We start from the raw sequence: 13,900 nt of genomic DNA on the forward strand, positions 1-13,900 counted from the left end.
CGAGGGAAGTTTCTCATGCAGAGCGAACGAAATCATGACGGAGCGGCTTCTTTTCAGCGTTTATCCTATCAGGAACAGTTAAATCTTGTCTGGCAGCGTGGCGTACTGCTCGAAGCCCGGCGACTGCCGGGCTTTTGGCTGCATCTGTATGCAGTCAATTCTTTTTTTGTAGAAACCTGGGTCTGCCAGCGTCGGTATGACGTTACGTTAGTACGTTTACTAGGCGATACGAATGAACTGGAACCGTATCTTGATAAAATTTTACTGGGTAACGTACTGCCAGATTACTTATAAGCTATTCTTTTGCGCCGGTTGTAACCCGACGAATTCAGATCATAATGCATAAAATAATACCTACTTTATCAACAACAGGCCTTTCGTCAAAGCTCCCCAACGTTGGCACGACCATTTTCACGGTTATGTCGAAACTGGCTACCGAGACGGGAGCGATTAATCTGTCGCAGGGATTTCCGGGTTTTGATTGTTCGCCCGAATTAGTGTCGCTGGTTGAGTACTATTTACGGAATGGGTTTAACCAGTACGCGCCGATGACGGGTGTTCCTGCATTGCGCGAATCGCTGGCGCAGAAAACATTTGAGCAGTATAACGTAGCGTATGATCCAGACACAGAAGTAACCGTTACGTCGGGTGCGACCGAAGCCATTTTCGCGGCTCTTACAGCGGTGATCCGTCCCGGTGATGAGGTACTCGTCTTTGAACCAGCCTACGATAGCTACGTACCTGCTATCGAATTGAACGGCGGAGTTCCCATTTACGTAACGCTGACACCACCGGATTACGCCATCGACTGGCAACGGGTTGCCGAAAAAATTACCGATAAGACCCGGTTAGTTCTGGTCAATACACCCCATAATCCCACGGGGCACGTCTGGACACGTAACGACCTGAATCAACTGGCCGACCTCATCCGCGACCGCGATATCTGGATTGTCAGCGATGAGGTTTATGAGCACATCCTGTTCGATGGACGGGTTCACCATTCGCTGATGACCCATCCCGAATTGCAGGAGCGGACGTTCGTCGTGGGATCATTCGGGAAAACCTTTCACGTCACTGGCTGGAAAATCGGCTACTGCCTGGCCCCAATGGAACTGACAACCGAATTTCGGAAGATTCACCAGTATTTAACCTTTAGTACCGTTACACCGATTCAGTACGCTCTGGCCGATTACCTGAAACAACCGGATCACTATCGGAAACTGCCCGATTTCTACCAGCGTAAGCGCGATTTGTTTCTGGACGGTCTGCGCGGCTCCCGCTTTACGTTCACGCCCGCCGAAGGCAGTTTCTTCCAGACGGTTTCCTATGCCGCCATCACCGACGAGCCGGACTATGATCTGGCAATACGTCTGACCAAAGAAATTGGCGTAGCATCCATTCCGGTTTCAGTGTTTTACAATCGAAAAAACGACTACCAGATCCTTCGTTTCTGCTTTGCCAAAGACGACGCCATTTTGCAGGAAGCTGCCGAGCGGCTGAGTCGATTATAAGTTGCACTGGTACCACGGACTTCAGTCCGTTTTTGAGTGAGTCTAAAAACGGACTGAAGTCCGTGGTACCAGTGCGGCCGACCGTTGTACCTTATCATTTGCTGTTTATCGAACCTAATACAGCCTACTTTACGTTTTCTAGATAGATTCGTTTAGTTTTCGTTGCTCCCCGCTTTTAATACCTTATGCAGCCGACCATAGATCATACGCTTGATATTCAAAAAATTCGCCAGGACTTTCCGATACTCGATCAGGAAGTCAACGGACGACCACTGGTGTATCTCGATAATGCCGCTACCAACCAGAAACCGATTCCGGTTATTAACGCTCTGACTCGTTATTACGAAGGTTATAATGCGAATATTCACCGGGGAATTCACCATCTGGCTGAGCAGGCTACGGCCGCTTTTGAAGCATCACGACGGGCCGTTCAGGAGTTTCTGAATGCGAAGCACTGGCAGGAAATAATCTTTACGTACGGCACGACGGATGGCATTAACCTAGTTGCTCAGACTTACGGTCGTCGGTTTCTGAAAGAAGGCGATGAGATCATTATTTCAACGATGGAGCACCATTCTAACATCGTTCCCTGGCAGATGCTTTGCGAAGAAAAAGGATGCGTGCTGAAGGTTATCCCGGTAGATGACAACGGCGAACTGATTCTGGAGGAGTACGAAAAGCTCTTGTCTGAACGTACCAAGCTGGTATCGTGCGTACACGTATCGAATTCGCTGGGCACGATCAATCCGGTCAAAACCATTATCGATAAAGCCCACGAAGTTGGTGCTGTTGTGCTGATCGATGGCGCACAGGCCAGCTCACACCTTGACATCGATGTACAAGCGCTTGATGCTGACTTCTACGTACTGTCGGCGCACAAACTCTACGGCCCGACGGGTATGGGAGTTTTATACGGCAAGAAAGAAATCCTGGATGCTATGCCGCCATATCGGGGTGGGGGCGAGATGATCAAAGAAGTGACGTTTGCTAAAACGACGTACAACGACTTGCCCTATAAATTTGAAGCTGGCACGCCTAATATTGCCGACGTCGTAGCCGTTAAAACCGCGCTGGAATATATGGCTGGTTTGGGTAAGGAAAATATTGCTGCCCATGAAGACGACTTGCTTCAATACGCTACGGAACAGCTTAATGAACTCGACGGACTACGTATCATTGGGCAGGCCAAGCATAAAATTGGGGTCATTTCATTTGTGCTTGATGGTATTCATCACCAGGATACGGGTGTCATTCTGGATCAGCAGGGCATTGCCGTTCGGACGGGACACCACTGCACCATGCCATTGATGCAACGCTTTGGTATTGCCGGAACTACGCGGGCATCGTTTGCGGTTTATAACACCAGAGATGAAATTGACCGACTCGTACAAGGTCTGCGCCGGGTTCAGAAAATGATGTTGTAATAAACGTGTAAACTGTTAGTTAGTCCTATGATTAGTACTGCTGCTATTGTTGAATCTTTCCGCCAGTTACCGGAAAAAATATCGCTTGACGAAGCGGTTGAACGGCTCATCATTCTTGATCGCTATGGACGTGCCATGGAAGAAATTGGCCAGGAAAAGGGCCATAAAAATGAAGATGTCATGCGTGAAATGAAAGAATGGATTCAGGCAAGCCGATAATTTGGAAAGACGAAGCAAAAGAGGACTTGTGGGATGTTTTGCATTACCTCTCACGATCATCGTCGGTTTATGTTGATAATTGGTCGAATGAATTGACGAAAAAGCTTGGTTTACTTGAATCATTCCCGGAAATGGGGCGTAAAGTCCCAGAGAAAGAACTGACTCATCTTCGGGAGTTATTGATTGGGAATTATCGTTTGCTGTACATATATCTCCAAGATACAATAACCATAATAGCTATACGGCATCAGTCCAGCCAGTTAGGTAAACTTTGAATATGACTATTAATGAAAAACAGGACGAGATCATCGAAGAGTTTGACTTGTTCGATGATCAACTCGACAAGACGCAATACATCATTGATTTAGGTAAAAAATTGCCACCTATGCCTGAAGCCCAGAAAACCGATGAAAATCGAATTATGGGGTGTCAGTCGAAAGTATGGGTCGATGCTGAACTAAAAGACGATAGACTGTATTTTTATGGGGATAGCGAACCAACTGCTCAAATCTCGAAGGGGTTGGTTAGTTTGCTGATCCGGGTTTTATCGGGCGAAAAACCTGAAGATATTGCCAGAGCAGATCTCTATTTTATTCCGAGAGTAGGTATGGGAAACCTGATTACGTCGTTGCGGGCCGGTGGGCTGGCCTCGATGATCGAACGGATGAAAGCTTTCGGTCGTGCATACACCGAAAAAACTGTTTAATAGTTGTGTCATGACAGACGAAGAACTGAAAGAACAAGTTGTACTGGCGCTCAAAGGCGTATATGATCCCGAAATTCCGGTTGATGTATACGAACTAGGCCTGATCTACGACATCAAGATATTTCCGGTGAATAATGTGTACATTCTAATGACACTGACTTCACCGTCCTGCCCGTCGGCAGGTTCTATTCCGGCTGAGATCGAAGAGAAGGTGCGGGCTATTGAGGGTGTAAACGACGTAAGCGTTGAATTAACCTTCGATCCACCCTACTCAACCGAACTTATGTCGGAAGTTGCTAAATTAGAACTGGGATTTATGTGATCGGTAATTTTTGAATTGCGATTGATGATTTCAATCTTAGTTCAAACTTCGTCATCTCCCCAAAATCGTAAATCATACTTTCAAAATCATACAGTACTTATGTATCCTCCTCATTTGCTTATCCCAATGCGGGAAGACCTGACCAGCGTCGGGTTTGAAGAATTGACCACTGCCGATGACGTAGTGAACACTATGGAAAACGCCGAAGGTACCATGCTCGTTGTGGTAAATTCGGTATGCGGTTGTGCCGCTGGTGCGGCTCGTCCGGGTGTCAAAGCCGCTTTAGCAGCTAGCCCTGTGAAGCCTGATAAAATGGTGACCGTATTTGCGGGTGGTGATCTGGAAGCTGTGGCTAAGATGCGGGAATACCTGCTACCTTATCCTCCTTCGTCGCCTGCAATTGGCATTTTCAAGGATGGTGATCTGGTTCATTTCATCGAGCGGCACCACATCGAAGGCCGGTCGGCACAGATGATTGCTCAGCATCTCGAAATGGCGTTGGAAGAGTTCTGTACGCCCGCGAACGCGTAACAATCGTAGTATCGAAGCTCCGGCTTCGGGAGTGTAAGAGAAGCCTCTTCACTCCCGAAGCCGGAGCTTCGGCGTTACGTTACGGCAAATACCTTTGCCAGTAACCGGGATAGTGGCAACAGGCAGCAAACCAGTAGTGCCAGCGGAAATGACGCAAATGCGGCTACCCAGGCGGCATTCATGACGATCAGTGATAGTACGCCCGCTTTTACGGCCAGACCGATATTTCGGCCAATTGGCTCTTTCACGGCTCGCCAGAGTGGCGGAAAAATAAAATACCCGAATATTAATAAGAAGGGCAAGGCGGTACCTAACTGTTGCTGCCGTTGCGCTAGTGCCGCTACACAGCCAATAACGAGTGCGTAGAGCAAGCCAGCGGCACGTAACGTTGTGGTATTACCGCCGTGCACTTCGCCCCGGCTAATCATGGTGATGGCCGCAATGTAGATAATCGGTACGATGCCAACCCAAACCCACGGCAGTACCTGGTCGGGCAGAATGCTAACTCCCAGTAGCAAATTCAGCCCTCGGCACAAACCCATGTTAACGGGCCCCAGCCAGTTGTGATGCTTGCCGAATCGATCATAGACAAGCGAGGATACAGCAATACCGATGGCCAGAAAGCCTGCTGTTTGATTCACCATAAACGACGTACCAATTCCCAGAATCAGCAGGAGCGTTCCCAGCAACGTAGCAACGCTTTTACTAACGACACCGCTCGGTATAGGTCGCTCGGGCCGCTCGACGGCGTCTAACTCAGCGTCGAAAACGTCGTTGAACACGACTCCCCCGCCGTACAGACAGACGGTTGCCAAACTGAGCCAGCCGACCGGCGCAGGCGCTGGATTCGGAATTACAAAATACCCTGCAATAGCCATGCCGGCCAACACATCCGCAATCGCCGTGACGAGATTGGCCGGACGAGTGAGGGAAAGAAGCGCTTTAAACATAGTGAAGAATGAAGAGTGTAGAGTGAAGAATAAAGAGCAAAGAATGATTATGCGTCAGCTTTTATTCTACACTCTACACTCTTCATTTAATGATCGTTGATTCTTTATCTACTCTTGGCGCCTGACCACCGCGCAGAACGGAACTGCCATTAAACCGTTGACTCTGGTCGATGCCCATGGGTTGCGTAAGTTCGTCGAGGCTAAGCTGCCCGCTTTGAGCGAAAGCCGTAACGGCATTCGTAAACGTAACGAGCCGGATCGCTTCATCCGAAATGCCGCGTTGCTTCATTAAAGCTGCTGTTTTCGGTACAGCCAGGGGGTCGCTGATACCCCAGTCGGCTGCGGAGTTGATCATGATCCGTTCGGGACCGTACTGTTTAACTACCTCAACCATACGTTCATTACCCATTTTGGTAAACGGATAAATCGTGAAGCCCGCCCAGAAACCGCGGTCCAGCACTTCACGAACCGTTTCCTCATTGTTATGATCAACGATGACCATGCCCGGCTCCAGCCCATGCTCCAGCGCAATATCCATACTACGGCTGGTTCCCTGTTTTTTGTCGCGGTGGGGCGTGTGGATCTGCACAGGTAGATTGGCCTCCTTCGCCAGTTCCAGCTGAGCCCGGTAATACTTGTCTTCAGCGGCCGTCTGATCATCAAAACCTATTTCGCCGACGCCAACTACCCCTTCTTTATAGATGAACAAGGGAAGAATTTCCATAACCTGTTCGGCCAGTTCTTCCTGATTGGCTTCTTTGGAATTCAATCCGATGGTGCAGTAATGACGAATACCAAATTGCGACGCGCGAAACCGCTCCCAGCCTACCAGACTCGCAAAGTAATCCCGGAAGGAGTCGACGCCCGTACGAGGCTGACCCAGCCAGAAGGCCGGTTCGATCAAGGCCACTACGCCTGCATCGGCCATTGCCTGATAATCATCTGTGGTTCGGGAGGTCATGTGAACGTGCATATCAAAAAATGACATACCCCGAATCGAATCCATAAAATCCATAATGCGTTTCTGTTAGGTATTGATTAAGTAAAGGTACCACGGGTTTCAACCGTACTTCCAGTGATTAATACGGGTTAAAACCCGTGGTACCTTACTGTTGGCTAGATTAGCTTCATAGCCTGCAAAGTTCTCGAAAATTTGCCCTCGTTCCGTATGACTTTAGTCAGATTTTAATTGAGCTTAAGCAAACTTCGCTTTGATCTGTTCGTTGTATAATTAGTACAACAACAAATTCAACCATGAATCTGCTTCATCATCTTCGGTTAGGAAAAGGGAGCCTCTGGGCGATCCTACTGCTAACACTGGGCGGGGCACTTACCGCCTGTCGCGAGAATGCGATCAACGATTTAAGTCCGACGGATACGCCCGTCTACATTACAAACTACGACCGTTCTGTCAACTTTGGTCAGTACAAAACGTTTAGCCTGCCCGATTCGGTTATCATTCAGTCGAACGATAGTTATGCCGCCGTGAAAAACAGTATTTCGGATCGGTTTGTCACAAACGTAGCAGCCGCGTTAACAGCCAAAGGATTTCAACGCGTCACTAAAGGACAGACGGCTGATCTGGGCGTTGCGATTATTCGCGTTAACAACCTGTACACCGGAATTGCCAGCAACCCATATTCCTATTACTCAAATTACTGGGGGTATGGCGGGCTGGGAGGATTAGGTGGCTTGGGTGGTTACTACTATCCGAGCTATTACACTTATCAGGTGACGGATCAGTACTGGGAAATTCAAATGGTCGATCTGAAAAATAACCCGGCGACGGGCAGCGGTCAGCAGCAGGTGAACGTCATTTACGATGCTACGATTCGTGGTACCGATATCACCGATACACAGTCGGTCGATACGGCAGTAACGGCTATTTTCAATCAATCCTCTTATTTACAGGCAACCCGCTAAGACGCCATGAAACGCATAACCGCAATCATTGCCCTGCTATGCCTGACAACGGCGGCCTGGGCACAATACAGAAATGAATACGAGTCGTCGATCTACGACCGGTACGTTACATTCAACGTATCGGCCCGATATGGTCTGTCACTGCCGATGGGTGGCCAAAAAGGATACATCGATAAGGTTTCGCCTACGAACTTTGCATTAGAGGGCGAATGGTTGTTTCCCAAACAGTTTTCGATCGGATTGAAAACGGGCTATCAGTATACGAAACAACGGTTAGGACGGCAGCTCTATACGTATATAGATGGCAACAGCGTACAGGACATTTCGTCGGTACAAACCCGAACGCTATCAGTTATTCCGGCAATGGTCTCGCTGTCGTACTATTTTGCCGACAATGCCGCTGCCATCCGACCGTACGTCCAATTTGCGGGTGGTGGAGCCTATGTCGATTACACGAACTATTTCGGTCCGTTCGCCGATCAGAAAACGGGCTTTAAAGGGGCCATTGCGCCAGCTGTTGGACTGAAATACTATGGTCGACGTGAGCAGGGACTGGGCGCTGAGATTCAGGCGCAGTATCAGAACATTTTCTTCAATTACGATCTGCTCAAAGGTAGCAGTCCGTCATTGATGCTATCGGCCGGGATAACGTACCGGTTCTATTAATCTGTAGCCCGGCCAGGCTACATCAGCAAGTCAATATTCGGCGGTAAACTTCGCCCGGCAGCCCGACGTTCGGCGGCATAGTCCGTTAGCGTTTGAGCCAGCCGGGCGTTTTTATGTTCAGCCAGACCGACGATCTGCGTTACGTCTTTGTCCGTGAAGAATGCTTTCAGAATCATCTGGTTCCAGGCGGCTTCGTCGAAGTAATCAGCTGGGTATGGATTGTGCAGCATGATGGCTGACTGGACATCCGCGATGTTGTTTCGAATGCCTTCGGTCGCCTGAAATCGCCAGCTCTCCGGATACGCCAGTACGGGTAAAGCTGAGTATAGGGCCACTAATTCGTTCAGTTCACCGGCTTTAAACAGTTGCGAAATCGTTTTGGTGTAGGTCTGTTGATCATCAGCAGGAAGTTGAAGCAACCACCACACGCGTGCCAGTCGATCCAGCGTCCAACCTGTAACGGTAAAACCCGGACGGATGCGTTCGAGCGCAAAAGCCATGTCCGTAGGAACCGTAATCGTTTGTTTACTCACAAAACGTGGAATAGCCGTAAAAACGCGGTAGAACGTAGCAAGCTGCGGATTTTGCTGAAACGCATCCGTTTGCTGACGAAGATAATTGACTGCCTTTTCGGAATCAGCCTGCTGCTCAATCAGGTAAAACAGCGTTTGGCTCATCTGAGAAATGTTCATAATGCAAAGGTACCTGAGAGAATCCTTACTCTTTTCTATCAAAAACACATTAGTCCGGCACTATACTCACCTTTATGCATCGGAACCAGACCCGTAAGGCATGATGTCAGGTTCAGAACCTGATATCATAACACCTAAATAAGCATGAAAAAAACGTTACTGACTTCGGTTTTATTCATCTGTTTACAAACCATCACTTCTCTGGCCCAGACTTCAACCGATTATGTCTGGTGGAATCCGGCTCAGGCTGATTTTTCGGTTGTTGAAGGGCAGGCCTGGTCTGGAAAAAGCATTCAAAATCAGTATGATCGACTGCCGGCTAAAGTCGAGAAAACCGTTCGGACGCCCGTCTGGAATTTGTCGCATAACGCAGCCGGGCTACTAATTCGATTCAGGGCTAGTACTAACCGGATTACGGTACGTTATGCCGTTACGGGAAAACACGACCTGCCGCACATGCCGGCTACGGGGGTTAGTGGCGTGGATCTGTACGCGGGCAACAGCGATGGCGACTGGCTGTGGTGCGCTGGGAAGTACACCTTTGGCGATACCATCCAGTATCAGTTTACGAATCTTGAACCCAATGATACGTATCATCAGAAAGGGCGCGAATACCGGTTGTATCTGCCGCTTTACAATTCGGTTAAATGGCTTGAAATAGGTGTGCCAACCGGCGTTACGTTAACCCCCTTGCCAGTTCGGGCCGACAAGCCAATAGTGATTTATGGTACGTCGATTGCCCAGGGAGCCTGTGCCTCAAGACCCGGTATGGCCTGGACGGCTATCCTGGGACGCAAACTGGATCGTCCTGTCATCAATCTGGGGTTTTCAGGCAACGGACGTTTGGAAAAAGAGATCGTTGACCTTTTACCAGAAATAGATGCCAAATTATACGTATTGGATTGCCTCCCCAACCTGATTGCCACAGTAGGTATAAAATCCGATACGATAAGAAGCCGGATCATTGAATCGGTGAAAGCGCTACGTCGACAACGACCCACGGTGCCAATTCTATTAGTCGAACATGCGGGCTATACCGATGGTGATATCAACCCAACCCGGAGGCAACTCTACAGTGATGTGAATGTATTGATGGGACAAGCCTTTACGCAATTGAAAAGCGAAGGCATTCAAAACCTGTACATCCTGCCAAAGTCGACAATCAATCTCGATAATGATGCCATGGTCGATGGTACACACCCGACGGATCTGGGTATGCAGCAATACGCTGATGCCTACGAACGTAGCATCCGCACAATTCTGAACGAACCCCTTGGTGATGTTTCGACCATGAAACCGCGAACGCAATACCGCGATGCCAGAATCTATGATTGGGAAACCCGGCACCGCGATATTATGGCTCGCGTGAAAAATAAACCCCCGCGCATTCTGTTCATCGGCAATTCCATTACGCACTTCTGGGGTGGTGAGTCGACGGGGGCTACGGTACGTGGGAGCGATAGCTGGAACGCTGTCCTGGAACCGCTGGGCGTTCTCAATCTGGGGTATGGCTGGGATCGTATCGAGAACGTATTGTGGCGGGTTTATCACGGCGAACTTGATGGCTACTCTGCGGCTCAGATCGTGCTGATGATCGGTACCAATAACCTTCAGCTTAACACAGATGTCCAGATCAGTGATGGACTTGCGTTTCTGATCAAGGCCATGAAGGCGCGCCAGCCCACTGCGGATATTTTGGTAATAGGCGTATTACCACGTCGGGATGGGGAGTTGCGCGTTGCTACGTTGAATCAGCGTATCGCCCAGATGGCAGGTGAGCAAAACGTTACGTTTATCCAGCCGGGTACTGTGTTTCTAAAACCGGATGGAAAAATAGAGGAGGGATTATTTAGTGACGGACTACATCCAAATGCGGAAGGCTACCGACAGTTGATTGCTAAAATTCAACCTTATCTGAAAGCGGTTGAGTCAGCACCGAAACGCAAGAAATAAGTACCGCGGATCTTTAGTCCGCGCTATCGTTAGGGTAAACTCCAGGACTGATTGTTCGTCTAACAGCTATATGGGCTAAAGCCTCGCGCTACGTATCATCGCGCTACGTAATCAATCGTTGCCAAACCCAACGAACATCTTCCCTTCTTTTTCGTACTCCCGACGGATTCCTTCTAAAATATGCTGGCGTTTCACTAACTGGCTACCTTCGGCATAAGCCGTTAGACAAGCAAATTGCACTACATTAATAATGCCGCCACCTGTGAGCTCATAGCGGCTGGAAAAGTGTGGCAACTGAACAGTGCTATCGAACTGAATAACCGAAGGGAATGACTTTGTCCAGATCTGGAGCCGTTCGTGAGCATCGGGCAGCGGAAACTTGATGATCGAATTGAAACGCCGTAAAAACGCATCATCAATGTTCGACTTGAAGTTCGACGCCAGAATAATCATGCCATTAAACGTCTCGATTCGCTGTAATAGATACGATACCTCCTGGTTGGCGTATTTGTCGTGGGCGTCTTTGACGTTCGTGCGCTTCCCAAACAGGGCGTCGGCCTCATCAAAAAATAAAATCCAGTCTTTATTCTCGGCTTTGGCAAACAGATTCGACAGGTTCTTCTCCGTTTCGCCTATAAACTTGGAGACAATCGTAGAGAGGTCAATCTTGTAAACATCCCGGCCTGTGTACTTACCGAGCAGGGAAGCTGTGAGCGTTTTGCCGGTACCGGGTGGCCCATAGAACAGCACCCGATAACCAGGCCGGAGTCGGTTGCCCATGCCCCAGTCAGTTTCTAATTGCCTGTGATACTGCACCCAGTTTTGTAACTCCCGAATCTGCTGCCGAATCTCGTCGTTCAGCACTATATCGTCCCAGGATAGGTTGGTTTCGATCCGTTGCGCCGGGAACGTACTGCTGAATTTTGGGGGCGTAATTTTTCCAATCGTAAATAACTCGACATACTCTGGCGACAGTAGAACACGACCACTCAGCATCGGTTCGCCTTCCAAGGCGTCTTCCAGGTGAAGTACCTGTTTGCGGGCAAAAAAATGATCAGCGCTGAACAGCGTTTGCCATTGAAATCGCTGGGCCAGATCGTTGCCCGCCAGTAAAAAAAGGACCGTTTCGCCGGTAGGCAGGAAGCCGCGGAATTGCTTGCCGCGGGTGCCGCCAATAGGCAGAAAATCAGTCGGCTGGTCGAAAAAAGAGTGGATGATGTTATCAAAGAAATCCACTTTTACGTGTGAAACCAGCGCCACCAGCAACGTAACGATTTCAGCCCGGCTGAGTTGATTTGTTGTAATAAAAACGCTAAGCGGATCTTGTTCCGATGCGAAGTCTGGAAATGGAATATCTTCAGCACGTTCGTATTCAGTGGGTTGATTAAAAAACGTTTGTAGCTGGAATTGAGCCAAACGTAGTAAGCCCTCAAAAAAAGAATAGCGCATCAATGGCTGATTTTTGATTGGCTCATTCATTAACGATCGCAATTAGGAAATAGCAATTTGTTGAACACCTTTTGTGAAAACTCTACTAAGCCTCACCGGAGTGCATCTAGTACATCCTGTTCAGTTTTGCTTTTAATCAGTTTTGCCCAGTCAGATTGCGGTTTTTTGCGTTTTATTTCGTCAAAAACCGCTGTTTTTCCGAGAAAGTAAGCCTTGGCCAGCGCATCGAAACCAACGACCGTCAAAACCTGACTGGCTCCTTTTACCTGATCCTCATAGGCCTTTCCAGAGCCGAGTTTATATTCGTTTAGAATGGCATTCGTAAAAATCTGCGTAAAGCCTTCATTTAAATAAGGCCCCATACTTCGAGTACTGCCCGCCGATAAATTATGAATGCTTTCGTGAATTAAGATCTCGATGGTCGGATTCGGAGCCACCACTATTTTGTTGTTACTACGGTCATAAAAGCCCCTAATCGAGGTTTCATACGTATCGCCGGGAAAGGTTGATTTAAAGCTGCCTTCGAAATCTTTTTCATTCCGTTTGTAGTCGACTTTATCCTGAATGGAAAATCCTTTTTTGAGTTTATTGCCAATATAGGGTTGCAGAACCGCACTGTTTTTCAAGGCCGCATCCACACTTTTCTCATCTTTATACCACACCGTTTTCGCAAGCGTGTAGTTCTTCAGTGGATTTTCTTTCAGGGCCAACGTATCGCCGTTCTGCTGCACAACATGTGTGAGTTCGTGAGCTAAGAGATGCTGGCCTTCCGCACTGTTGGGAGCAAATTTGCCAGTGTTGAAGTAAACATCTTTACCATGCGTAAATGCCTGTGCGTTTATCTCGTCATTCAGCTCTGCCGATGCCAAATCCTTATGAATGTTGACCCCACTGAAATCCCGACCAAACGCCTGTTCCATCTGAGAGCGGGTTTTGTCCGGCAACCGGCTTCCCTGTCCGCGCGTGCCTTCAATCTGAGAGGTTACAGAAGGTGAAGCGACCGATCCACCCGGCTGCGCTTTTTTTTGAACAGGCTTTTCTTCTTCTTTTTTTGGGTCATCAGCCTTTTGAACACCTGGCGCTTCCTCCTTTTTCTCCTTTTCCGGCATTTCCATTTTCTGGATCGTCGGCTTTTCTTCTTCTTTTTTCGGTGCTTCAGCTTTCTGGACTGTCGGTTTCTCCTCCTCTTTTTGGGGAGCTTCGGCCTTCTGAACCGTTGGTTTTTCTTCCTCCTTTTTTGGATCTTCTGCTTTCTGAACGTCCTTTTTTTCTTCCGGTGCAACCATGCGTTGTACCGCAGAATCGCCCGTTCGACCAACACCAGCTGGCTGTTTAGCTACCACTTTGTCTGCTACGGCATCCGCTTCGCGCTCATAGTGGTCATTCGCCTGACCAATAGTTAGTTTGGGTTGAAAAAAAGCCTCACGTTTGTTCTGTGCACCCGGCGCATTGACAGGATTGCGCGAAAAAAAAGGCTGTTGCTCCGTCTGTACATCCTGCGTAGACGGATTACGATGACGACGGGAACGAGGAGAAGATGCTTTCATGAGGTCA

General features: G+C 48.6%; 16 protein-coding genes. 11 read left to right on the top strand and 5 right to left on the bottom strand.

Annotation, left to right across the window (positions count from 1 at the left end):
• Positions 1-15: 15 nt before the first annotated feature.
• The 8 genes from IC230_RS09760 to IC230_RS09795 all read left to right on the top strand — a co-directional run bounded on the left by IC230_RS09760 (position 16) and on the right by IC230_RS09795 (position 4,713).
• Positions 16-294: a hypothetical protein gene (locus tag IC230_RS09760; protein WP_191038803.1), complete on the top strand. Its 279-nt coding sequence runs from the start codon at positions 16-18 to the stop codon at positions 292-294.
• Positions 295-338: 44 nt separating this feature from the next.
• Positions 339-1,511, top strand: a complete 1,173-nt coding sequence (locus IC230_RS09765; RefSeq protein WP_191038804.1) for a methionine aminotransferase — start codon at positions 339-341, stop codon at positions 1,509-1,511.
• 185 nt (positions 1,512-1,696) lie between these two features.
• The gene (locus tag IC230_RS09770; protein ID WP_191038805.1) at positions 1,697-2,935 is read left to right on the top strand and encodes a cysteine desulfurase; all 1,239 of its coding nucleotides are present in this window, start codon (positions 1,697-1,699) and stop codon (positions 2,933-2,935) included.
• Between the two features lie 27 nt (positions 2,936-2,962).
• Positions 2,963-3,154, top strand: a complete 192-nt coding sequence (locus IC230_RS09775; RefSeq protein ID WP_191038806.1) for a hypothetical protein — start codon at positions 2,963-2,965, stop codon at positions 3,152-3,154.
• Positions 3,133-3,429, top strand: a complete 297-nt coding sequence (locus tag IC230_RS34765; protein WP_191038807.1) for a type II toxin-antitoxin system RelE/ParE family toxin — start codon at positions 3,133-3,135, stop codon at positions 3,427-3,429. The genes IC230_RS09775 and IC230_RS34765 overlap by 22 nt, the downstream gene beginning before the upstream one ends.
• A 2-nt stretch (positions 3,430-3,431) precedes the next feature.
• Entirely contained in the window at positions 3,432-3,860 is a 429-nt protein-coding gene (locus tag IC230_RS09785) for a SufE family protein (protein WP_191038808.1), read from the top strand.
• A gap of 10 nt (positions 3,861-3,870) precedes the next feature.
• On the top strand, positions 3,871-4,182 hold the full coding sequence (locus IC230_RS09790; RefSeq protein ID WP_191038809.1) for a DUF59 domain-containing protein: 312 nt from the start codon (positions 3,871-3,873) through the stop codon (positions 4,180-4,182).
• A 99-nt stretch (positions 4,183-4,281) separates the two neighbouring features.
• Entirely contained in the window at positions 4,282-4,713 is a 432-nt protein-coding gene (locus IC230_RS09795; RefSeq protein WP_191038810.1) for a BrxA/BrxB family bacilliredoxin, read from the top strand.
• 74 nt (positions 4,714-4,787) lie between these two features.
• On the opposite strand, the gene eboC is transcribed toward IC230_RS09795, so the two are convergent.
• Both eboC and IC230_RS09805 read right to left on the bottom strand, forming a co-directional pair.
• A complete protein-coding gene (gene eboC, locus IC230_RS09800) occupies positions 4,788-5,663 on the bottom strand; it encodes a UbiA-like protein EboC (RefSeq protein ID WP_191038811.1) in 876 nt (291 codons plus the stop codon).
• Positions 5,664-5,745: 82 nt separating this feature from the next.
• Entirely contained in the window at positions 5,746-6,678 is a 933-nt protein-coding gene (locus IC230_RS09805; protein ID WP_191038812.1) for a TatD family hydrolase, read from the bottom strand.
• A 239-nt stretch (positions 6,679-6,917) separates the two neighbouring features.
• On the opposite strand from IC230_RS09805, the gene IC230_RS09810 reads away from it, so the two are divergent.
• Together IC230_RS09810 and IC230_RS09815 are read left to right on the top strand one after the other, a co-directional pair.
• Positions 6,918-7,586 (top strand): DUF4136 domain-containing protein, encoded by a 669-nt coding sequence (locus IC230_RS09810; RefSeq protein WP_191038813.1) that lies wholly within the window; start codon positions 6,918-6,920, stop codon positions 7,584-7,586.
• 6 nt (positions 7,587-7,592) lie between these two features.
• Positions 7,593-8,252, top strand: a complete 660-nt coding sequence (locus IC230_RS09815) for a porin family protein (protein ID WP_191038814.1) — start codon at positions 7,593-7,595, stop codon at positions 8,250-8,252.
• Between the two features lie 17 nt (positions 8,253-8,269).
• Here the strand turns inward: IC230_RS09815 and IC230_RS09820 are convergent, their stop codons facing one another.
• Positions 8,270-8,944, bottom strand: a complete 675-nt coding sequence (locus tag IC230_RS09820; protein WP_191038815.1) for an EboA domain-containing protein — start codon at positions 8,942-8,944, stop codon at positions 8,270-8,272.
• Between the two features lie 144 nt (positions 8,945-9,088).
• On the opposite strand from IC230_RS09820, the gene IC230_RS09825 reads away from it, so the two are divergent.
• Entirely contained in the window at positions 9,089-10,897 is a 1,809-nt protein-coding gene (locus IC230_RS09825; protein ID WP_191038816.1) for an SGNH/GDSL hydrolase family protein, read from the top strand.
• A 111-nt stretch (positions 10,898-11,008) separates the two neighbouring features.
• Here the strand turns inward: IC230_RS09825 and IC230_RS09830 are convergent, their stop codons facing one another.
• Both IC230_RS09830 and IC230_RS09835 read right to left on the bottom strand, forming a co-directional pair.
• On the bottom strand, positions 11,009-12,376 hold the full coding sequence (locus tag IC230_RS09830; RefSeq protein WP_223860572.1) for an ATP-binding protein: 1,368 nt from the start codon (positions 12,374-12,376) through the stop codon (positions 11,009-11,011).
• A gap of 62 nt (positions 12,377-12,438) precedes the next feature.
• The gene (locus IC230_RS09835; RefSeq protein ID WP_191038817.1) at positions 12,439-13,893 is read right to left on the bottom strand and encodes an eCIS core domain-containing protein; all 1,455 of its coding nucleotides are present in this window, start codon (positions 13,891-13,893) and stop codon (positions 12,439-12,441) included.
• Positions 13,894-13,900 lie beyond the last annotated feature (7 nt).

The organism is Spirosoma validum (assembly GCF_014699035.1).
Taxonomy (GTDB): domain Bacteria; phylum Bacteroidota; class Bacteroidia; order Cytophagales; family Spirosomataceae; genus Spirosoma; species Spirosoma validum.